This window comes from Corynebacterium sp. HMSC05D03 (assembly GCF_001807205.1).
Taxonomy (GTDB): domain Bacteria; phylum Actinomycetota; class Actinomycetes; order Mycobacteriales; family Mycobacteriaceae; genus Corynebacterium; species Corynebacterium aurimucosum.
In genome coordinates, this window is sequence record NZ_KV788182.1 from 92,381 (window position 1) to 112,683 (window position 20,303).

19 protein-coding genes are annotated in these 20,303 nt (G+C 59.6%); 16 read left to right on the forward strand and 3 right to left on the reverse strand.

Features of this window, described 5'->3' with window-relative positions; genetic code table 11:
• Window positions 1-18: 18 nt before the first annotated feature.
• From HMPREF3147_RS08990 to HMPREF3147_RS09000, 3 genes are read left to right on the forward strand one after another with little or no spacing between them, the layout of a single operon-like run.
• Entirely contained in the window at window positions 19-921 is a 903-nt protein-coding gene (locus HMPREF3147_RS08990; RefSeq protein ID WP_070446788.1) for a phosphatidylinositol mannoside acyltransferase, read from the forward strand.
• Window positions 922-939: 18 nt separating this feature from the next.
• The gene (locus HMPREF3147_RS08995) at window positions 940-2,040 is read left to right on the forward strand and encodes a glycosyltransferase family 4 protein (RefSeq protein ID WP_070446789.1); all 1,101 of its coding nucleotides are present in this window, start codon (window positions 940-942) and stop codon (window positions 2,038-2,040) included.
• Window positions 2,041-2,499: a hypothetical protein gene (locus HMPREF3147_RS09000; protein WP_070446790.1), complete on the forward strand. Its 459-nt coding sequence runs from the start codon at window positions 2,041-2,043 to the stop codon at window positions 2,497-2,499.
• A 13-nt stretch (window positions 2,500-2,512) separates the two neighbouring features.
• Here the strand turns inward: HMPREF3147_RS09000 and HMPREF3147_RS09005 are convergent, their stop codons facing one another.
• Together HMPREF3147_RS09005 and HMPREF3147_RS09010 are read right to left on the reverse strand one after the other, a co-directional pair.
• Entirely contained in the window at window positions 2,513-3,727 is a 1,215-nt protein-coding gene (locus HMPREF3147_RS09005) for a DUF2029 domain-containing protein (protein WP_070446791.1), read from the reverse strand.
• Window positions 3,728-3,752: 25 nt separating this feature from the next.
• Entirely contained in the window at window positions 3,753-4,241 is a 489-nt protein-coding gene (locus tag HMPREF3147_RS09010) for a DUF3817 domain-containing protein (protein ID WP_070446792.1), read from the reverse strand.
• 102 nt (window positions 4,242-4,343) lie between these two features.
• On the opposite strand from HMPREF3147_RS09010, the gene HMPREF3147_RS09015 reads away from it, so the two are divergent.
• Together HMPREF3147_RS09015 and HMPREF3147_RS09020 are read left to right on the forward strand one after the other, a co-directional pair.
• Window positions 4,344-5,210 (forward strand): acyl-CoA thioesterase, encoded by an 867-nt coding sequence (locus HMPREF3147_RS09015; protein ID WP_070446793.1) that lies wholly within the window; start codon window positions 4,344-4,346, stop codon window positions 5,208-5,210.
• A 104-nt stretch (window positions 5,211-5,314) separates the two neighbouring features.
• Window positions 5,315-6,070: a YebC/PmpR family DNA-binding transcriptional regulator gene (locus tag HMPREF3147_RS09020; protein ID WP_070446794.1), complete on the forward strand. Its 756-nt coding sequence runs from the start codon at window positions 5,315-5,317 to the stop codon at window positions 6,068-6,070.
• A gap of 5 nt (window positions 6,071-6,075) precedes the next feature.
• On the opposite strand, the gene HMPREF3147_RS09025 is transcribed toward HMPREF3147_RS09020, so the two are convergent.
• Window positions 6,076-6,771, reverse strand: a complete 696-nt coding sequence (locus tag HMPREF3147_RS09025; RefSeq protein ID WP_083276479.1) for a nitroreductase — start codon at window positions 6,769-6,771, stop codon at window positions 6,076-6,078.
• A gap of 141 nt (window positions 6,772-6,912) precedes the next feature.
• Between HMPREF3147_RS09025 and ruvC the strand changes: the two genes are divergently transcribed.
• The 11 genes from ruvC to HMPREF3147_RS09080 all read left to right on the forward strand — a co-directional run bounded on the left by ruvC (window position 6,913) and on the right by HMPREF3147_RS09080 (window position 20,259).
• Window positions 6,913-7,524 carry a crossover junction endodeoxyribonuclease RuvC gene (gene ruvC, locus HMPREF3147_RS09030; protein ID WP_070446956.1) on the forward strand — a complete coding sequence of 204 codons (612 nt, stop codon included), beginning with the start codon at window positions 6,913-6,915 and terminating at the stop codon, window positions 7,522-7,524.
• A 39-nt stretch (window positions 7,525-7,563) separates the two neighbouring features.
• A complete protein-coding gene (ruvA, locus tag HMPREF3147_RS09035; protein ID WP_070446796.1) occupies window positions 7,564-8,172 on the forward strand; it encodes a Holliday junction branch migration protein RuvA in 609 nt (202 codons plus the stop codon).
• A 15-nt stretch (window positions 8,173-8,187) separates the two neighbouring features.
• Entirely contained in the window at window positions 8,188-9,273 is a 1,086-nt protein-coding gene (gene ruvB, locus HMPREF3147_RS09040) for a Holliday junction branch migration DNA helicase RuvB (RefSeq protein ID WP_070446798.1), read from the forward strand.
• A gap of 39 nt (window positions 9,274-9,312) precedes the next feature.
• On the forward strand, window positions 9,313-9,645 hold the full coding sequence (gene yajC / locus HMPREF3147_RS09045; protein ID WP_070446800.1) for a preprotein translocase subunit YajC: 333 nt from the start codon (window positions 9,313-9,315) through the stop codon (window positions 9,643-9,645).
• A 246-nt stretch (window positions 9,646-9,891) separates the two neighbouring features.
• The gene (gene secD, locus HMPREF3147_RS09050) at window positions 9,892-11,673 is read left to right on the forward strand and encodes a protein translocase subunit SecD (RefSeq protein ID WP_210384588.1); all 1,782 of its coding nucleotides are present in this window, start codon (window positions 9,892-9,894) and stop codon (window positions 11,671-11,673) included.
• Between the two features lie 2 nt (window positions 11,674-11,675).
• Entirely contained in the window at window positions 11,676-12,839 is a 1,164-nt protein-coding gene (gene secF, locus HMPREF3147_RS09055) for a protein translocase subunit SecF (protein WP_070446804.1), read from the forward strand.
• A 3-nt stretch (window positions 12,840-12,842) separates the two neighbouring features.
• On the forward strand, window positions 12,843-14,456 hold the full coding sequence (locus HMPREF3147_RS09060) for an ABC transporter substrate-binding protein (RefSeq protein WP_168160910.1): 1,614 nt from the start codon (window positions 12,843-12,845) through the stop codon (window positions 14,454-14,456).
• Complete coding sequence (locus HMPREF3147_RS09065; protein WP_070446808.1) at window positions 14,453-15,007, forward strand: adenine phosphoribosyltransferase; 555 nt, start codon at window positions 14,453-14,455, stop codon at window positions 15,005-15,007. The genes HMPREF3147_RS09060 and HMPREF3147_RS09065 overlap by 4 nt, the downstream gene beginning before the upstream one ends.
• A gap of 34 nt (window positions 15,008-15,041) precedes the next feature.
• On the forward strand, window positions 15,042-17,339 hold the full coding sequence (locus HMPREF3147_RS09070) for a RelA/SpoT family protein (RefSeq protein WP_070446810.1): 2,298 nt from the start codon (window positions 15,042-15,044) through the stop codon (window positions 17,337-17,339).
• Between the two features lie 171 nt (window positions 17,340-17,510).
• A complete protein-coding gene (locus HMPREF3147_RS09075; protein ID WP_070446812.1) occupies window positions 17,511-19,610 on the forward strand; it encodes a bifunctional metallophosphatase/5'-nucleotidase in 2,100 nt (699 codons plus the stop codon).
• A gap of 106 nt (window positions 19,611-19,716) precedes the next feature.
• Window positions 19,717-20,259, forward strand: coding sequence for a DUF421 domain-containing protein (locus tag HMPREF3147_RS09080; protein WP_210384589.1), 543 nt, complete (start codon window positions 19,717-19,719; stop codon window positions 20,257-20,259).
• The last annotated feature ends 44 nt before the right edge of the window (window positions 20,260-20,303 follow it).

Below are 20,303 nucleotides of genomic sequence, written 5' to 3' on the forward strand. Positions count from 1 at the left end.
CAGAAAGGCTCCCGAACCGTGGCTCTACTGGACCGTGACCGGCTGACCGCCGCCGCATACATCGCGTGCTGGAAGGTTGTGCGCTTCCTTCCCCAGCCGCTGGCAGCCTGGCTGTTCGAACGCGGCGCGGATCTGGCAAGTGACAACGGCCAAGGCATGGAACAGCTGCGCCAGAACCTGAGCCGGGTCGTGGGGGCGGAAAACGTCACGCGGGAGTTGGTGCGGGATTCGATGCGCTCCTATATGCGCTACTGGCTCGAGGCTTTCCGTTTGCCTGCTATCCATTCGGATCCGGATCTGCAGAGGCATCTATTGGCAGGTCTGCGAGGCAAGGAACATGCTGATGCCTCCGTGGCTTCCGGGCGCGGGGTGATTTTTGCGCTTCCGCACTCCGGTAATTGGGACATGGCGGGTGTCTTCTGCGTGGGGCACTATGGCGGCTTCACTACGGTGGCTGAGCGCTTGAAGCCAGAGGTGCTTTTTGACGCCTTCGTGGACTACCGCGAGAGCCTTGGCTTTACTGTCCTGCCACTGACCGGTGGCAGTTCTTCTCCTTACCCGCGTCTGAAGGACACTCTGGAACGCGGTGGGGTGGTGTGTTTGTTGTCTGAGCGGGACCTCACGCGCACCGGTGTGACGGTAGACTTCATGGGCGAAGAGGCTAACGTTGCCGCCGGCCCCGCCCAGCTGGCCATCGAGACAGGAGCTGCACTCCATGTCGTGCACTCGTGGTTTGACGGTAAGGATTGGGGGCTATCGGTCAGCCCCGAGGTGGAGGTCACTGACCTGCAGGAGACGTGCCAGCGCCTTGCGGATGGCTTTGCGGAGAACATCAGGGCACATCCAGAAGACTGGCACATGTTGCAGCCGCATTGGAACGCCGATGTGGAGCGGCGGCGAGCCGCTCGCCAGAAGAAGTAGAAAGGCAGAACACAGATCATGCGCATAGGCATCATCTGCCCTTATTCCTTCGACGAACCCGGTGGAGTTCAGGCTCATATCCTTGACTTGGCGACTGTCTTCATTGAGCAAGGACACCACGTGGAAGTACTCGGGCCCGCAGCGGCGAGCACGCAGGTTCCCAGCTTTGTTCGCAAGGGTGGCTGGGCGGTGCCGATTACCTATAACGGATCCGTGGCTCGTCTCTCTATTGGCCCGCACGTGCGCCGCAATATTAAGCGTTTCATCCGCGAGGGAGATTTCGACATCCTCCATATCCATGAACCCAACTCCCCAAGTTATTCCATGGCTGCTCTGGCAGTGGTGCGCGGGCCCATCGTAGCGACGTACCATGCTTCGGCCTCGAGCTCTCTGGCATTGACCCTGGCTAAGCCTTTCCTCCGTCCGTATCTGGAAAAGGTTCGGGGAGGTATTGCGGTTTCAGAGATGGCTCGGCGCTGGCAGGTTGAGCAGTTGGGAGGGGACCCTGTGCTCATCCCTAATGGGGTCGACACCTCTGTCTATGCGCGCGAGCGTGCCCGCGCCGAGCATAAAGAGAATGATTCAGAGATTGAGATTGTGTTCTTGGGCCGGCTCGATGAGCCGCGAAAAGGCTTGGACATTCTTCTTGAGGCTCTCACGCTACTCCCGCAGCCGGTCCGGGTGACGGTTATGGGCGGGGGACACCCGCGACGCGTTCCGGGGGTTGACTTCGTGGGGCGTGTCAGTGATGCCGAGAAGGCGGCTATTTTGGGGCGCGCTGATATTTATGTGGCTCCCAATACAGGCGGCGAGAGCTTCGGCATTGTTCTTGTTGAGGCAATGGCCGCTGGATGCGCAGTGGTGGCTTCAGATCTGGAGGCCTTCGCCGCGGTGTGCAACGCAGACTCGGAGAAACCCGCAGGCGCCTTATTTAAGAACGGTGATGCGACGGACTTAGCGCGGGTGTTGCAGGATTTAGTGATCAATGCGGACAAGCGGCAGGCCTTGATTAGGGCGGGGGTGGAGCGTGCCCGCGAATACGACTGGGATCATGTGGCCGCAGCCGTCATGCAGGTATACGAGACCGTGGCGGATGGCACAAAGGTCCGGGTGTCATAAATGGCTATCGAGATAGTTATCACCCTCGCTGTGCTCCTCGTACTAGGTATGTGGGCGCTGTACACGGCGCAGCGGCTCAACTCGCTCCACATTCGCACGGACGCAGCCTTGGCACAGCTCGAAGCCACTCTGGATCGCCGCGCAGCAGTGATAAGTGCCTTGGCTCCTGAGCTTGAGGCTATCGCGGCGCGCGCAGAGTCAACGGAGCTTGTGCAAGGGCATTTCGATGAACGAGCCGCCCGGGAACGGGAGCTTTCGGCGGCTATTGCGCAGCGCTTTGAGTCACGCCCGCCCGTGCTTGCCGACGCCGAAGGTCGCATCCACCTAGCGCATCGCTTCTACAACGAGGCAGTCAGCGATACCCGCGCGCTGCGCCTGCGGCCAGCCGTCAAGCTGCTGCGTCTGGGAGGAACCGCGAAATTGCCGGAGTACTTTGAGCTCAGTCAGATCGACGTGTGATTCACCCGCCCTGTCACACCCGCGCCTGATTCGCTCTTGCCACACGGTACTCAAGCAGGTGCCAGTAGACGGCACATGCGGTCATTGCCAGGATGAGCAGATTGCGCAACAGGAGCGCGTAGACCGGGTTGGGGTTTTCGCCCACAAAGAACCAGATGTAGTTATACCCATAGGGGTAGATGACGGTTCCCAAGGCCGCCGTTCCTACAGCGAGCACCGCCATGATGGCGCGTACCCCTTTAATGTCAGCGGCCACCTTCCGTGGGGTGGTGGCCGCCGTGGGAGTAGGGGAGCGAAGCGCCACCGCTAGTATCGGCCCAAGCCACACGATGTATTGCGGGGAGAAGACCTTATTTGTCGCGATGAGAAGGAGAATCGCCGCGATGAAGAAGACGAGGGAGGAGTGCGGGCTCCAATTCCCGCGCAGAAAGTGCACGAGTGCCACTCCCACGATCCACGCGAGGGCCGCTCCCATGGCGATGCTGCTCAGCGCAATCGTTGTGTCGACGCCCGGGCCGGTGATCTCAAAGCTTTTCGAGGCCGCGTATCCCATCGTCCACACATCAGGCTGGTGATGAGCTTGGTAGACGAACCAGGTGGCGGCCAGAGATTCGATCTGGAGGCCGCGCTCTCCTTGATAAGTCAACGGGGATAGAACTCTGTCCACGCTGGTCATTGCTGCCACGCCGATGCACAGGGCAACGAGACTTCCAAAGAACGCGACTAGTCGCTGCCACGTAGCGCGGGAGGTTGCGCGCCCGACGAGTCCGGCAGCGAGGACACCGGGCCACAGCTTTGCTGCGGTGGCCCAAGCCAACAGAACTGAGGCAAGCCGCGGGCGGGTAGCCAGAAGTGCGCCCGCACCGGCAACTAGTAAGGCGGGGTAGAGATCGAGCCGCCAGGTAAATACATGTCCCGCCGCGGTGCCGAAGAATACCCAGAACCACCCAGCGCTATATGCCCCTGGGGTGGAACGGTGATGGTGCAGGAGGAGGGCGAGGAAAGTGGCGTCAGCAAGCAGCATCATTGCCGTAAAACCGATGGCATAGCGCTCAAAGTCGTAGCCAGTAAGCCACGCAAGCAGAACGCTGGGCCAGGTACCGACTTGGGGATACTCCGTCATGTCGCTGGGGTTAGCGCCGTAGACGCCTTCGAGGTAATACCGAACGTCCCCGAGCGGACCCTTCTCGTTGAGGAGTAGGTAGATAAGGAAAAGGCGTGCCAGCACCCACCCAAGCCAGATGCTTGGGGCCTTAGCGATTATTTTCAATGGCGGACTCGACGTCGACGGGTGGCCCCACCATGAGCAGAACGCTGAACACTACGGCAACGACGAGCAGCGCGATGAGCGCGGTGCGCACCGGGTGGCGAATGGCCTGTGCCAAGATCGTGTCGAAGACACCGTGCGGCTCTGAGTCATCGGCATTGCTAAACCGCCAGGGGCCGGCGACGAGTCCGCGCCGCGATACCCACACTGCAAAGGGCAAGGCCGCGAAGGGGATTACGGTTACGACTAACCCCAGAATTCCCACGCCGAGTGACCACCGGTTATTGATCCATACCAGCGCCGTCATGAGCAGGAAACAGAGGAAGCCAAAGCCGTGGATACCTCCCGCGATGGGGGTGAGTGCTTCGGTCGTGCCGGAGTACTTGAGGATCATGGAGAAGATCAGCAGGCCCCACGTGAACATTTCCAGGTACGCGGCCACACGGTGCACGCTGTGCGGGGTGGTTGAAGTCATGCCGAATATAGTACGCAACTCCCGAGAGCGGATCAGCACGTGAGTAGGATGGTCGGGGTTAGTGTGGCGAGCGCCATAACAGAAGGGAAAGAGGAGCAGAACATGGCATCGGTGGCCCAGGCGGTCGATATCGAGCGGATCGGTGAAGACGAGTTTCGCGGCCCGGTGGTTCCCTCGCTCATTACGCGCACCTTCGGCGGACAAACCATGGCGCAGGCGCTGCGGGCAGCGCAGCTTACTGTCGATGAGAAGCTAGCGCACTCCATGCACTGCTACTTCGTGGGCCCGGGCGATTCCAGCGCTCCCACCACCATCCAGGTCGAGCGGATTAGGGACGGCCGTTCTTTTGCGCACCGTCACGTGCGAGTCTTTCAGGATGATCGCTTGATCTTCATGCTCAGTGCCGGTTTCCACGCGACCGGGGATATCGGTCCTGAGCATCAGGCCGACATGCCGCAGGTGCCGCCACCGGAGATCATTAAGGACTCGCCTTACTCCACCCGTATCATTTTGAAGGAGTGGGAAGACTGGGATGTGCGGCTCGTTCCGGACGCGGACCGCGATGCTGTCGCTGCCGAAACCACTGGGGCAGGGTTTAGAAATATTTGGTTCCGCAACACCGGTGACCTGCTTGCTGCTACCTCTGACCAATCCCTCCACCAGGTAGCGTTGTTGTATATGTCTGACATGACGTTGATCCGCACGGCGCTTCTTCCGCACCAAGGCGAAAGGATTCAGCTAGCCAGCTTGGATCATGCGCTGTGGTTCTTGCGGCCAGTGCGGGTGGATGAGTGGATGCTGTTTTCGCAGTCCAGCCCGTCAGCGCAATCCGGTACGGGACTTGCCCAGGGAAAGATTTTCAACCAGCGCGGCGAGCTACTGGCCGTGGCGATGCAGGAGGGGCTGACGCGCACCTTGCATCCGGATAGTGATGGCTCCAGCGCCAATGGCAATTGGCAAAACGTCTAGGATGCAGGCGGGGCACGGCCCCCTGTGCTGGTGGAGGCTCGGTGAGGCCGTATAATTACAACAGTTTCCACACAAGTCTTTTAAGCCACATCGAAAGGGATGACATGGCAGGCCACTCTAAATGGGCAACAACGAAGCACAAGAAGGCGGCGAACGATGCCAAGCGTGGCAAGGAATTTGCCAAGCTGATCAAGAATATCGAGGTGGCAGCACGCACCGGCGGCGGTGACCCTGCAGCCAACCCCACCCTTGATGACATGATCAAGAAGGCTAAGAAGGCCTCCGTTCCCAACGACAACATTGAGCGCGCCCGCAAGCGCGGTTCCGGCGAAGAGGCCGGTGGTGCCGATTGGGAAACCGTGATGTACGAGGGCTATGGCCCGAACGGCGTGGCCATGCTCATCGAGTGCCTGACGGATAACCGTAACCGTGCGGCGACGGACGTCCGCACTGCGATGTCTAAGAATGGCGGCAACCTCGGCGAGTCCGGTTCCGTGGCATATATGTTCTCCCGCACCGGTCTGGTTATGGTGGAGAAGGGCGAACTCAGTGAAGATGACATCCTTCTCGCCGTCCTCGAGGCCGGCGCCGAAGAGGTCAATGACAACGGCGAGAAGTTCGAGATCACCTGCGCACCGGGCGATGTTCCTGCCGTGCGCGAGGCGCTCGTTGCTGCCGATATCGAGGTCGATGACACCGATACCGACTTCCGTGCTTCCGTTGAGGTGCCGCTGCAGGCAGATGATGCCCGCAAGATCTTCCGCCTCATCGATGCTCTCGAGGATTCGGATGATGTCCAGAACGTTTATACCAACATGGACTTAAGCGAAGAGGTCCTCGCCGAGCTGGACGAGGACTAAGAAGGCTAGTCGAGCTCGAGGCCTTCCATGCCATGAGCAGTCACCGTCTCTGACAATGGTGCGCGGCCCGGGGCAGTCTTGAACACGGGGCTGGACTGGTCTGCTACGCCGAAAGTTAGGGCGGTGACGAGTTTGTAATCCTCGTCCACGCCCAGGAACTCACGGACGGTTGGGGCGAGCAGCGAAATCATGCCCTGCGGGACGCCGTGATAGCCGTGCGCCTGGAGCGAGAGCAAAAAATTCTCCGCATAGGTGCCTTGGTCAAAAGCGGCACGGATGCGGTCACCCATCGGGGGAATGAAAAGCAGCGCGGTGTGCGGGGCACCGAAGAAGCGAAGGTTTTCACGGATAAATTCCGTGCGGGCTTCTTTATCTTCACGCGCAATGCCGAGGAGCCCATACATTTTGGCTGCCAGTTGCTGAGAGCGCTGCGGGTGAACGCCTTGACCGTAATCAATCGTGAAGTCTGGGTTGATGCCGTTCTTATCGAATTCGGATATGAGAGCAGCGCTTAGTTCTTGCAGTGCCGTACCGCCGACGAGGTGCACATTCCATGGTTGGGTATTGGAATTGGAGGGGGCGGATCGGGCGTCGATAAGCACCTGCTTTATGACATCAGCGGGGAGCGGCTCCGGAAGGAATGCGCGCGGGGAATGGCGGGAACGGATAAACTCTGAATAGTCATTAGGATGTTGAGACATGCGCGCCACTCTACGCCGCGCAGTAGGAGAGGCGAGTAAGCGGCTTGGGGGACTGCCTAGACTAGAACACATGTGTGTACACTGTTCCTAGATAAACAAGCGCTTCACAAGGGCGCGTGCAACAAGGGCGAGGAGGCGGCCGTGAACTTGGAGGGGTTGCGCGTCATGGGCATTGATCCCGGTCTGACGCGTTGCGGTCTGTCAGTTGTCCAAGCCGGTCGTGGGCGTGGGGTCATTCCCATCGCCGTAGGGGTCGTCCGCACCCCCAGCGACAAGGACTTAGGGGAGCGCCTGAAGCGACTATCGGTGGCAGTCCGGGAATGGATGGATGACTATAAGCCGGATGTTGTGGCCCTCGAGCGCGTATTCGAACGCGGTCAAGTCTCAACCGTGATGCAGACCGCGCACGCGGTTGGGGTATTGGTCCTTGCCGCAGCAGAGCGGGATATTCCGGTGCACATGTACACCCCTTCCGAAGTCAAGAAGGCAATTTCAGGCAATGGACGTGCTGATAAGAAGCAGATGACTGCCATGATTACTCGAATCTTGGGGCTCAGTGAGGCGCCTAAGCCGGCCGACGCTGCGGATGCCCTAGCCCTAGCCGTGTGTCACTGCTGGCGTGCGCCAGCCCTGGCATGGATGACCGGCGGTGATGCGAGCGCTGGCGTCGGGGCCGGGGCACGAACGAGCGGAGTACGCGGCACCTCGCCGCGTACCGCATCCGTCTCCCGGGCGGCGAAGACGACCTCCTAAGCTAACTGGCACAACCACTCACACCAAGGAACCCTATTAATGATTGCATCTTTGCGCGGAACCGTCCTAGACATCCAGCTTGATCATGCCGTGCTGGAATGCGCTGGCGTGGGCTATAAGGTCCTGGCCACCCCGGCCATGCTGGGAACCCTACAGCGTGGCGAGGAAGCGCGGATCATGACCACGCTCGTGGTAAAGGAAGACTCGATGACGCTGTACGGCTTCACCAGTCAGGATGACCGCGATATGTTCCACGTCCTCCAAACGGTTTCTGGGCTGGGGCCAAAACTGGCTCTAGCTGCTCTGTCCGTGATGAGCGCGGGCGATTTGGCACAGGCGATTGCGGGGGAGGAGGCCGCACGCTTGCAGAAAATCCCGGGAGTGGGCAAACGCGTTGCACAGCGGTTGATTCTGGAGCTCAAAGATAAGGTCAAGGCTTTCGCCCCGGCAGAAGGCGCGGATCTCTCGGCTGCTGCCCCGGCTGCCGCCGGGCCGGTGGTTGAGGATGTCGTTGAGGCTCTTATTGGGTTGGGCTTTACTGATAAAATGGCCCGCCCCGTGGTGGAATCCGTGGCGGCAGAGCAACCCGATGCGGCGACGCCGGTGGTGCTGCGCGCAGCGCTGAGCCAGCTTGGCGCCAAGAAATAGGGGAGAGTGGGTGACATGTCAGACGTAGAACGCACTGAATTTAAGCTTCCGGAGGGGATGGATTTAAGCTCGCCCCCGCAGCGTAACCAGGATGTGGACGCCACAGAGCAACAGGGCGAGCACGATATTGAGCGCTCGCTGCGCCCGAAGTCCCTCGATGAATTCATTGGCCAACCCAAGGTGCGCGAGCAGCTATCGCTCGTGCTCAATGGCGCGAAAAACCGTGGTGTCACCCCGGACCACGTATTGCTCTCCGGCCCGCCTGGGCTGGGCAAGACCACCATGGCGATGATCATCGCCCAAGAGCTGGGAAGCTCCTTGCGTATGACCTCGGGCCCAGCGCTGGAGAGGGCCGGGGATCTAGCGGCGATGTTGTCGAATCTGATGGAGGGGGATGTGCTCTTCATCGATGAAATTCACCGCATCGCCCGCCCAGCTGAGGAAATGCTCTACATGGCAATGGAGGATTTCCGCATCGATGTCATCGTGGGCAAAGGCCCAGGAGCGACGTCCATCCCGCTGGAAATCCCGCCTTTTACACTGGTAGGAGCGACAACTCGTGCGGGCATGCTGACTGGTCCGTTGCGTGATCGCTTCGGTTTCACCGCGCAGATGGAGTATTACGATACTGAGGATCTCACCCGGGTAATTAGCCGTGCAGCGCGGATTCTGGAGGTGGACATCGATCAGGATGCCGCGGTAGAGATTGGTTCCCGCTCGCGTGGCACTCCGCGTATTGCCAACCGGCTTTTGCGCCGAGTCCGAGACTATGCCGAAGTCAACGGGGATGGACATATTAATGTTGCAGCTGCCCAGGCAGCGCTTCGGGTCTTCGACGTCGATGAGCGCGGATTGGACCGTCTTGACCGCGCGGTGCTCGGGGCTTTGATCAAAGGCCACGGCGGTGGCCCCGTAGGAGTGAATACCCTAGCCATCGCGGTGGGCGAGGAACCATCGACGGTGGAGGAGGTCTGTGAGCCCTATCTCGTGCGTGCCGGCATGATCTCACGAACCGGCCGCGGCCGTGTGGCAACAGCCGCCGCATGGCAACACCTAGGACTGGAGGCGCCCGAGGGAGCGGTTGGCGGGACCCTTTTTTAATTGGCCCGGAGGTAGGGCGGTCTGGCACACTGGCCTTTTATGAACGGAACTCAACTTCTTCTTCTCCTTGTTCTCGCCATCCTCGTCATCTTGCCGAGCTTCATGTCGATGCGAGCGCAGCGCAAGCGCCAGGCGCAGATGCAAAAGCTCCAATCCTCGCTGCAGGCGGGGCAGGAAGTGATTACTGCCGGCGGCCTCCCCGGCACCGTCGTCGAAACCCGCGGCGAGCAGGTTGATCTGCAGGTCAAGGACGGCACGGTGATGACTTTCGACACGATGGCCATCGTTCGCTCCGCTGACGCAGCCGGCGCAAACACTGATGCGCCAGTGGAGACGGAGGACGAGAACGACGAGCGCTTCCCGAAACTCTAAGATTGCGTTGCGCTCGTCACAGTGCGGGCGCGTACCTTAAGTCTGTTAAGGAAAACAACAGTCCATGACGTACCATGGTGGACTGTGCTTTAGTCATGGAGGCACCGCGGCGCCCAGTGCGTGCGCGGCGGTTGCTGCCATGACCTATGATTTTTAGCCCTGTTCCTCACAACACAGGAGATCTTTGTGTCCGCTTCGAAACGTGGTGGCGTTAGCAGCCGTCAACGGCAATGGCCCAAGCGTGCGATGGCGCTTTTCGCGCTCATTGTCATCGTGGTTTATGCGCTGATATTTTTGACCGGTGATAAGTCACCAACACCCAAGCTCGGCATTGACCTGCAGGGCGGAACCCGCGTGACCCTGGTGCCGCAGGGCGAAGACCCCACCCAGGAACAGCTGCAGCAGGCGCGCACCATCCTCGAGCAGCGCGTGAATGGCATGGGGGTGTCCGGTTCTGAGGTCGTCATCAGTGGCTCCAGCTTGGTCATTACCGTCCCCGGTGAAGATGCCTCCCAGGCGCAGGCCGTGGGCCAAACCTCCCAGCTGTTGTTCCGCCCAGTGGGCGAGCAGCCGATGCCAGACATGGGCAAGCTTGAGAAAACCATGACGGATATGGCTAACCGGTGGGTTAAGTACGGGGTGGTAACTCCGGAGCATGCTAATCAGTCGCTGGCCTCCATCCATGAGGCACTCAACCAGAGTGCCGACGCCGCCCAGGGCGGCGATCAGAAGGATGACAAGTCACCGGCTCCGACTGTGAGCGAAAAGCCGCTTCCGGACCCAGCGAACTCCCTTGAGGAAACTGAGCGCCGCGACAAGGTTACTGAGGTTCTGCTCAAGGACCGCCAGTCCGAAGACCCCACCGTGCAGACCGCAGCCTTGGGACTGATGACCTGTGATGCGGAATCCGATCCGCTGGCAGGTACCGACGACCCTGCAAAGCCCTTGGTGGCTTGTGATTACTCGAATCAGCAGCCCTATATTCTTAACCCGGCTCCGCTGCTGGACGGCATTGAAGATCCGAACGGAACTCGCCTGACCGGAAACGAGATTGATAACAACGCCCCGATTCAGGGCGGGCTCAATTCCCAGACTGGTCAGATGGAGATTAACTTCGCCTTCAAGACCGGCGATGGCCCCAATGGTTCGCAAACCTGGGCCACCCTGACCCAGGAGTACCTCCAGAAGCAGGTGGCTATCACCCTCGACTCCGCCGTGATTTCCGCGCCGGTAATCCAAGGCCCGACCCCGGTTGGTTCTGCTACTTCCATTACCGGTGACTTCACGCAGGAGGAGGCACAGAACTTGGCCAATAACCTGCGTTATGGTGCGCTCCCACTGTCCTTTACCGGCGCTAACGGCGAGCCGGGGGGCACGGTAGAAACCGTTCCGCCATCGCTGGGCAAGGCAGCTCTTGAGGCAGCGCTCATCGCGGGCATCGTGGGCCTCATCCTGGTGTCGCTGTATTCCATCTACTACTTCCGTGCCCTGTCTTCGGTGGCTCTGTTGGTCCTCATCGCTACCTGCGTTCTGCTTTATGGCGCACTGGTTCTGCTGGGCCGGTGGATCGGTTACTCGCTTGATCTTTCCGGCATGGCGGGCTTGGTCATCGGTATTGGTGCCACCGCTGACTCCTTCGTCGTCTACTACGAGCGTATGAAGGATGAGCTCTTGAGCGGACGTACCTTCCGCTCCGCCACCCGCACTGGTTGGGAGCGTTCGCGAGCAACGATTGTCACAGGTAAGGCCGTGACTCTCATCGGCTCCGTCGTGGTCTACTTCTTGTCCATTGGCGCCGTCAAGGGCTTTGCCTTCACCATGGGCCTCACCACCATCTTCGACCTCGTCGTATCCTTCCTGATCATGGCACCGCTCATGCAGCTTCTTGGTAGCCGCCCAGCCTTTGCCAAGCCGTCGATGAACGGCCTGGGCGGTATTTACAACCTTGTGGAGGAGCGCCGTGAACGCGGCTTTTATGCCAAACCGGCCAAGAAACCCGTCGCTACTGCTACGGATGAGGAGAAGTAACCATGGCTGTCGAAACTACTAGCCGCAAGATTTCCCGTTTTGACCGTCTCTATGTGGACGGCAGTGGATTTGACTTCGTGGGCCGGGCTAAGACCTGGTACACCATCGCCGGCGTGCTGCTTATTGCCTCGATCCTGGCTATCGTACTTCGCGGCTTCAATCTGTCCCTTGATTTCGAGGGCGGCACGAAACTCAACATGCCTGCAGGCGATCTTTCTACTGAACAGGTAGAAGAAACCTTCACGGAAGCCACCGGTGTCACTCCGGAGCTGGTGCAGATTGTGGGCGCCGGTTCTTCGGAGACTCTGGAGATCACCTCCGAGCGCCTGTCGCAAGATGAGGTTAACCAAGCCCGCCAGGCTATCTTTGAGACCTACCAAGTCAAGGATGACAACGGCAAGCCGAGCCCGGATGCAATTGGCTCCTCGACGGTGTCGGAATCCTGGGGCTCGTCGATCACCCAACGCATGGTTATTGCCATGGCGGTCTTCCTCGTGCTGGCCACCATCTATGTGGCGGTCCGCCTGCAGCGCGATATGGCTTTTGCCGCTATCCTCGCGCTCATCTTTGACGGTGTCTTCATCGCGGGCATCTACGCGCTCTTCGGATTCGAGGTGTCCCCGGCAGTCATCATCGGTCTGCTGACAGTCCTGACCTTCTCCCTCTACGATTCCGTCATTGTCTTCGACAAGGTGGATGAGAATACAACGGGGCTGGAAGGCCAACGCAAGAAGACCTACGCCGAGCTCACTAACTTGGCTGTCAACCAGACCGTGATGCGTTCCATCTCCACCTCGGTGATTTCGGCCTTGCCTATCATCGCGCTGTTCATCGTCGCCGTGTGGTTAATGGGCATTGGTACTTTGCGCGATCTGGCATTGGTTCAGTTCATTGGCGTTATTGAAGGTGTCTTTTCCTCCATCTTCCTGGCCACCACGTTGCTGGTGACCTTGTCGAATCAGCGCAAGAGCGTTAAGAAGCACAATGAGGTGGTCGCTGCCTACCGCGCCGAGGGGTGGACTGCAGAAGCAGAGGATGAGGATGCACCGAAGGCAACACGCACCGTGGCATCCCCGGCCGCAGCTTCTGCACCAGCCGCAACACAGACCGAATCCGGGCCGCGTAGCGACGAGTCCGGTGGGGCGTCCTGGCGCCCTGGGCGCTAAGCCGTGCGTAGTCCATCATGCGCGGCGCTGTGTGCCGCGGTAGCTCTTACTGTGACCGCATGCGGGGCACAGGAAGGCGGCCTTGACAAAGACACCCCGCCATCGCGTTTTGCGGTGCTGGCCGACGCCCCCATTGCCACCAGCAATGCAGCCACGGCGTGGGGGGATGCGGTGGGGGCGGCCCAGCTGGCTAGCCGTGTTTTCCCGGCACTCTACGTACCGGGCCCGGCGGGGCAGATGGTCCCTAATTCAGATCTTGCCGATGCTGAGTTCTTCGCTGCCGAGGATGAGGACGCTGGGGCGCACGTGGACTTCACGCTCACTGAGCAAGCACGTTTTGCTGACGGTGAAGCCGTGACCTGTGATGATTACCTTTTGGCCTTCACCGCCGGGCAGCTGAGCGAAATTTTCGGTTCCCACCTTCCCCTGATGGAGGAAGTGACAGAAGTGGAATGCGCGCCCCACAGCAAGAAATTCACCGTATGGTTTACACCTGATGCCGGCTCGCGGTGGCGGTATTTGTTTGGGCCGGGTTCGGTTGTCCCAGCACACGTGTTAGCCAAGCGGGCTGATATGAACCTCGAAGAACTCAATGCAGCTCTACATTCTCAGGACGTAGCTACTTTGCAGCCGGTAGCAGAGGCGTGGCGCTATGGTTTCTCTACGGAGCCTGGGCGCTTTGACCCGGAGTTACAGGTTTCCTTCGGTCCTTATCAAATCGAGCGCGTTGAGGATGACGGTGCCATTGTGCTCACCGCCAACGATAACTATTACGGCGATAAGCCGACCCTGCGCGAGATCCTCATGCTTCCGAGAAGCGCAGACGCTGCCGCGTTTGTTGCCTCAGATGAGCTCCGCGTTGCCGAGGCTGCCACCGCGTCACCGTCGTGGTTCGACCGGGATGCAGAAGGCAAGCCAGTAGAGGTGACGTCTTCGGCAGGAAGCCTGACAGACACCTTAGTATTCTCCGAGGCTGGGACCTTTTCTCAGCCCTGGGCACGCGCTGCCTTTGCGGCCTGTGTGGATGCACAGCACTTGGCGCAGGTCTCATCGAAGGAATCTGGCGTGGACGTCCCCGCTGTCACCGTCCGTACCGTGCGCAATGATGATCCGGTCGCGGCGCAGATGTCTTCGCTGACAACCGTTCCTGTAGACAATGCAACGGCATCCGGTCTGTCCGGCTACACCATCGGAGTGGGTTACCTCGGGCCTAACCCGCGTTATAAGGCGATGGTGGAGGAGCTCCGCGCCGCGTGCGAACCTGCGGGGATCATGGTGGAGGACCGTTCCGGCGAGCGGGTTTCCCGTGCGCAATTGGCCGCGGATCCTGCAACTGGGCAGCCGGAGATAGATGTCTACCTCGGCGCCGTGGACCCGATGCGTGAGCATTCCGCGCCGTCCTCTAGCGTGAAGCACGCGGCGGCGCTGCGGAATCTGGAGCAGGAATTGTGGGAGGAGCTGCCCTCTATTCCCATCGCCGCGCAGCCTCGCACATTCATTGTCGACCGCGCTGTCACCGGCGTGGTGCCCTACACTGGCCTTGCGGGTATCGGGTGGAACCTCGACCGTTGGAGCTATAACCCCACAACAGCAACTGAAACAAAGGAAGAGTCGTGAGCGAGATTTACGTCGCAGCAGCACAAGCCTTGAAGGATAAGGTGCGCCTTGTCCAGGATTTCCCAGAGGAGGGAATTCTTTTCGAGGATCTGACCCCGGTGTTGGCTGACGCAGATTCCTTCACCGTCGTTGTCGATGGCTTAGCAGAGGCCTGCAAGGAGCTCGGCGCAGACATGATCGGCGGCCTCGATGCACGCGGTTTCCTGCTTGGTTCAGCCGTAGCCTACAAGCTGGGACTAGGAATCTTGGCTATCCGCAAGAAGGGCAAGCTCCCACCGCCCGTCTTGACCCAGGAGTACGAGCTGGAATACGGCACTGCAGCACTGGAAATCCCCAGTAGCGGCATTGATATTAAGGGCAAGCGCATCGTGCTTGTCGACGACGTCCTCGCAACCGGCGGCACACTCCACGGCGCCACCTTGCTCTTGGAATCCGCTGGAGCTGAAGTCGTGGGCAACGTCGTGGTCCTAGAGGTCCAAGGACTTGAGGGCCGCGAGCGCCTGCAAGGTTCTCCGTTGATTGTGCTCAACCAGATGGGGACGAAGGACTAAGGTTGTATGCCTAAGCTACTTCGCGGAGGCAGACATGACGACTGAAAAGCAGGACAAGACTGCATGGCGGCCAGGCAGTGTGCGCGGCATGTCCGCGCGATTGGCCCGCTCCCTGACAGGTGGTCGAGTAAAGATCAATCCGGCTCTGGACCCGTTGATGTCGATCCACCGGGAATTTCACCCGAAGGCGGATGCGGAGCTGCTCAACAATGCCTACACCACGGCACAGCGTCTGCACGAAGGCGTTTTCCGCAAATCCGGCGAACCTTATATCACGCACCCGTTGGCGGTAGCGACAATTGCGGCTGAGATTGGTATGGACACCACGACTGTCGCGGCGGCTTTGCTCCACGACACAGTGGAAGATACTGACTATTCGCTGGAGGACCTCACCCGTGACTTTGGTCCCGAAGTGGCCCGGTTGGTCGACGGCGTAACGAAGCTTGACAAGGTCGCCCTCGGTGCCGCCGCGGAGGCAGAGACAATCCGCAAGATGATCGTGGCCATGGCCACCGACCCGCGCGTGCTCGTTATCAAGGTGTGCGACCGCCTGCACAACATGCGGACCATGCGCTTCCTGCCGCCCGAAAAGCAGGCGAAGAAGGCACGCCAGACTCTCGATGTCATTGCGCCACTGGCTCACCGCCTAGGAATGGCCAGCGTCAAATGGGAGCTTGAGGATTTGGCCTTCGCCATCCTGTACCCAAAGAAGTACGACGAAATCGTGCGCATGGTGGCGGATCGTGCTCCCTCACGCGATCGAGCGCTGAAGGAAATCAAGGCCCAGGTAGGCCAGGCTCTCAAGGCTAATGGTATTGAGGCCGAGGTCATGGGGCGCCCGAAGCACTACTGGTCGATTTACCAGAAGATGATCGTGCGCGGCCGCGACTTCGCGGAGATTTTTGACCTCGTGGGAATCCGCATCCTCGTCGATGACATCAATTCCTGCTACGCGGCCATTGGCGTGGTGCACTCGCTGTATCAAGCTCTTCCAGGGCGCTTCAAGGATTATATTTCCTCTCCGCGATTCGGGGTATACCAGTCACTGCACACCACCGTGATTGGGGCCGGCGGTTCCACCCTTGAGGTGCAGGTGCGCACGCACGAGATGCACTATAACGCGGAGTTCGGCGTGGCCGCCCACTGGCGTTATAAGGAAACTAAGGGCAAGAACTCGGGCCACCAAGAAGAAGTGGACCAGATGGCGTGGATGCGTCAGCTGCTGGATTGGCAGAAGGAAGCTGCAGATCCCAACGAGTTTTTGGATTCGCTGCGCTATGACCTGACAGCCAAGCAGATTTTTGCCTTTACCCCCAAGGGTGACGTGGTCAATCTGCCCGCGGGGTCCACCCCTGTGGACTTCGCCTATGCGGTGCATACCGAGGTCGGCCACAGGTGCATCGGCGCAAAGGTCAACGGCAAGCTCGTGGCTCTAGAATCGGAGCTGAAGTCCGGCGATAAGGTCGAGATTTTTACCTCAAAGGATCCGAATGCTGGCCCCTCGCGGGATTGGCAGGAATTCCTCGTATCGCCTCGGGCGAAGACGAAGGTGCGGCAGTGGTTTGCCAAAGAACGCCGTGAAGAGCACCTCGAGGCCGGGCGCGATGCCTTGGCTGCTGAGGTGCAGCGCGGCGGCTTGCCCATGCACCGCCTGTTTACCGCCAGCTCCATGAAGCAGGTGGCTGAGCAGCTGCACTATCCCGATGTGGATGCACTCTATACCGCTATTGGCGCGGGTCACGTGTCGGCACAGCACGTTGCCAACCAGCTCATGGCCCTGTTCGGGGACCAAGACGATGCCGTCGATGCCTTGGCTTCGCGTACCCCACTGAGCGAATTGGAGAACTCCCGTGCTCAGCACACGAAGGATTCCGCAACTGGTACCGGCATCTTGGTGGAGGGCAGCCCAGACGTCATGGCCAAGTTGGCGAAGTGCTGCCAGCCGGTGCCTGGTGACGCCATCTTTGGTTTCGTCACCCGCGGCGGTGGCGTGTCTGTCCATCGAGCGGACTGCACCAATGCCGAAAAGTTGAAGTCCGAGCCGGAGCGCATGATGCAGGTGGAGTGGGCCGGCGGGCCGAAGTCCTCCGGTGCATTCGCCGCAACCTTGCAATTGGAGGCCATCGACCGCCAAGGTCTGCTTTTTGAGCTCACGCGAATTTTCAGCGAGCAGAGCCTCAATGTGCTGTCGATGACGTCCAATCGCGGTGATGATCACATCGCGACCGTGCGCTTTTCCTTCTCGGTTTCCGATACCAAGCAACTGGGCCAGCTCATGACAACGTTGCGCAACACGGAGGGTGTCTTCGACGTTTATCGCGTCACCGCCTAACCCGCCACCCCTGATTCGGGGGTGCGTGGCTGAACTCAAGGTTGCGCCTGGGTGAAACCGTAGAAGATCCTACGTAAACCCGCTGGTGGTGGTCTCAGCATGCGCTGCGCCATTGTGATGTATGCGTTATAAACACGTGGACAAGATTCCTCTCATTCTCAGGAGACCTACGTGAACTTCCGTCGCTTTGGCCAGCTGTTGGCCGCCACCACCGTTACCGCCGTTGCTATCTCCGGCGCACCTGCCTTCGCCGCCGAGGCTGATCAAGTGACCTTCTCCGTCACTAACTTCACCGACTTCCACGGCCACCTTGAGCTGGCTGAGGAGTTCGACAAGGACACTAAGGAATTGAGCGGCTACACCGAGATGGGTGCTGCTCGCATGGCTGCGCTCATCAAGGCCGTCAACAAGGATCAGGAGTACGCCCTGACCTCCGCCGGTGATAACGTTGGCGGCTCCGCCTTCGTGTCTGCAATTTCTGAAGACAAGTACACCAACGAGGCCCTCAATACCATGAACCTCGATGTCACGGCTGTGGGCAACCACGAGTTCGACAAGGGCACCGATGACCTGATGGGCCGTATCAAGGACCAGTCCAACTTCCCGATCCTGGGCGCCAACGTCACTAAGGATGGCAAGCCCCTGCTCGATGCTTCCTTCGTCAAGGAGGTAGACGGTGTGAAGGTCGGCTTCGTTGGCACCGTTACCACCAACACCAAGTACAAGGTGTCCGCCGCTTCCATCCCAGGTGTCGAGTTCTTCGACCCCGTCGAGGCCACCAATAAGGAAGCCAGCCGCCTGAAGGAATCCGGCGAGGCCGAGGTTGTAGTGGCGCTCATGCACGAGGATGCTCAGCAGTTCGCGCAGGGCTTCAACAAGGATGTGGATATCCTCTTTGGCGGTGATACTCACGTCAAGACCCAGGGCGAGGTTGCTCGTGAGGACGCACTGCCGCTGTACTGGGCACAGGGCTACGAGTACGGCAAGGTGCTTAACGACGCCGACATCACCTACGACAAGGCCGAGAAGAAGATCACCAAGATTGATCTCAAGCAGTACGACGTGGCCGACGCAGATGTCTTCGCTCAGCTGCAGGGCCTCGAAGACGACCCCGAGGTAGCTAAGGTTGTCGAGGAAGCAAAGAAGGTAGCGGAGATTGAGGGTGCCAAGACTGCTGGTACCACCGAGAAGGCCATGTACCGCGGTTCTGATGAGGGCAAGGACACCGGTACCAACCGCGGTGTGGAGTCGACCCTCAATAACTTTATTGCCGATGGCCAGCGCTATGCTCTATCTAAGCAGACGGACAAGGACATCGAAATCGGTGTCATGAACGCAGGCGGTGTGCGCGCCGACCTCAAGCAAGGTGATGTTTCCTACCAGGACATCTTTGCCGTTCAGCCATTCGGTAATTACGTGATCACCGCGGAGGTTAGCGGCGCAGACTTCATTACCGCGTTGGAGAACCAGTGGAAGCCTGGCCAGTCCCGCCCGCGCCTGGCTCTGGGCCTGTCCAACAACGTCACCGTTGTCTACGACCAGAAGGCTGAGCAGGGCAAGCGCGTTAAGTCTGTCACCATTAACGGTGAACCGATTGACCCGGAGAAGAACTACAGCATTGCTCTGTCCTCCTTCCTTGCCTCCAGCGAGACGGAGGCCGGCGGCGATGGCTTCTTCGAGCCCGGTTCCATCAAGAACCGCAATGACGTTGGCTATATGGACACCCAGGCGATGATTGACTACATCGCTTCCGGCGAGTCCAAGGTTCGCACCGGCCAGGGCCAGATTGGTGCCCACGTGTCTGGTGACCTGAAGCCGGGGGAGGAGATCACAGTCGACCTTTCCTCCCTGAACTACTCCAACGCAGAAGAGCCACAGGCTAAGAAGGTCACCGTTGCACTGGGTGACGCTAAGGCCGAGGCAGACATTGACAACGCAGCACAGCCCGGTGACGAGCAGTTCGGTGAGCGCGGCCGCGCGACCGTCAAGCTCACACTCCCGGAGAAGCTGGTGGGCGATGAGAAACTGCACATCACTACCGATGCTGGTACTGAAGCAGTTCTGCCGCTGTTCCTAGACGGCAATGACGGCTCTCAGGACGGCGGTTCTGCCAAGGACGTAGGGTCCTCTATCGGCTTGGGCGTGGGAATCTTTGCCGCAATCGCGGCTGCTATCGCAGCCGTCATTGGTGCCATTAACATGCCGGTAGCAGCCCTCCCAGCTCCGGTACAGCAGTTAATTGAGCAGCTGCGCAAGCAGTTCAACATCTAGTCACTTCTGATGTACAGGCCCGCACTACGGTGCGGGCTTTAGCTTTTTCTTCCGGAAGGTAGGGTAGTAGGGTGTGGATACACTGAGGCTTTTTGGACGCGAGGCAATGTATCAGCTCGGCATTGAGCTTCACCGCATCCCCCTGGTGATGCTCGCAACGCTGGGTATCTATCTGGCCTTCATGGTCCTGGTCAAGCTTTTCGGCAGCCGTGTTCTGACGTCCATCACTGCCTCTGACGCCGTCATCATCATTATGTTTGGTGCGGTCTCTGGACGCGTCATCGTGGGTAACCCACCGACGCTCGCCGCAGGCATCATTGGTCTGTTCACCCTCATGCTCCTGGAAGCCGCCTTCGGTACGTTTCGTCAACTAGTGGCGTGGTCACGGTTCATCGACCGCAAGCCAGTCTTGCTCGTGTACAAGGGGCAGCTGCAAGAAGACAACATGAGTTTCGCCCACATTACCGAGAGAGACGTCAATTCCGCAGTGCGCAAAGCTGGCCTGGGCCGGCGCAGCGACGTGCAGCTGATGATTTTGGAGCCTACCGGCCAGATATCTGTCATTCGCCGTGGCCAGCTTGTTGATGCCTCCGTGTTCAAGGACGTCCTAGGCGCCGAGCGTATCGAGGAAGTAGACGAACAGGACTAGGAACAGTCTTCTAGGTTGCAAGAGTAGCCGGGCTTAGAAGCCGC

Coding starts and splice junctions, on each gene's coding strand:
- HMPREF3147_RS08995 (WP_070446789.1), top strand. CDS start 940: ATGCGCATAGGCATCATCTGCCCTTATTCCTTCGACGAACCCGGTGGA.
- HMPREF3147_RS09000 (WP_070446790.1), top strand. CDS start 2,041: ATGGCTATCGAGATAGTTATCACCCTCGCTGTGCTCCTCGTACTAGGT.
- HMPREF3147_RS09010 (WP_070446792.1), bottom strand. CDS start 4,241: ATGACTTCAACCACCCCGCACAGCGTGCACCGTGTGGCCGCGTACCTG.
- HMPREF3147_RS09015 (WP_070446793.1), top strand. CDS start 4,344: ATGGCATCGGTGGCCCAGGCGGTCGATATCGAGCGGATCGGTGAAGAC.
- HMPREF3147_RS09020 (WP_070446794.1), top strand. CDS start 5,315: ATGGCAGGCCACTCTAAATGGGCAACAACGAAGCACAAGAAGGCGGCG.
- HMPREF3147_RS09025 (WP_083276479.1), bottom strand. CDS start 6,771: ATGTCTCAACATCCTAATGACTATTCAGAGTTTATCCGTTCCCGCCAT.
- ruvA (WP_070446796.1), top strand. CDS start 7,564: ATGATTGCATCTTTGCGCGGAACCGTCCTAGACATCCAGCTTGATCAT.
- ruvB (WP_070446798.1), top strand. CDS start 8,188: ATGTCAGACGTAGAACGCACTGAATTTAAGCTTCCGGAGGGGATGGAT.
- yajC (WP_070446800.1), top strand. CDS start 9,313: ATGAACGGAACTCAACTTCTTCTTCTCCTTGTTCTCGCCATCCTCGTC.
- secD (WP_210384588.1), top strand. CDS start 9,892: ATGGCGCTTTTCGCGCTCATTGTCATCGTGGTTTATGCGCTGATATTT.
- secF (WP_070446804.1), top strand. CDS start 11,676: ATGGCTGTCGAAACTACTAGCCGCAAGATTTCCCGTTTTGACCGTCTC.
- HMPREF3147_RS09070 (WP_070446810.1), top strand. CDS start 15,042: ATGACGACTGAAAAGCAGGACAAGACTGCATGGCGGCCAGGCAGTGTG.
- HMPREF3147_RS09080 (WP_210384589.1), top strand. CDS start 19,717: ATGTATCAGCTCGGCATTGAGCTTCACCGCATCCCCCTGGTGATGCTC.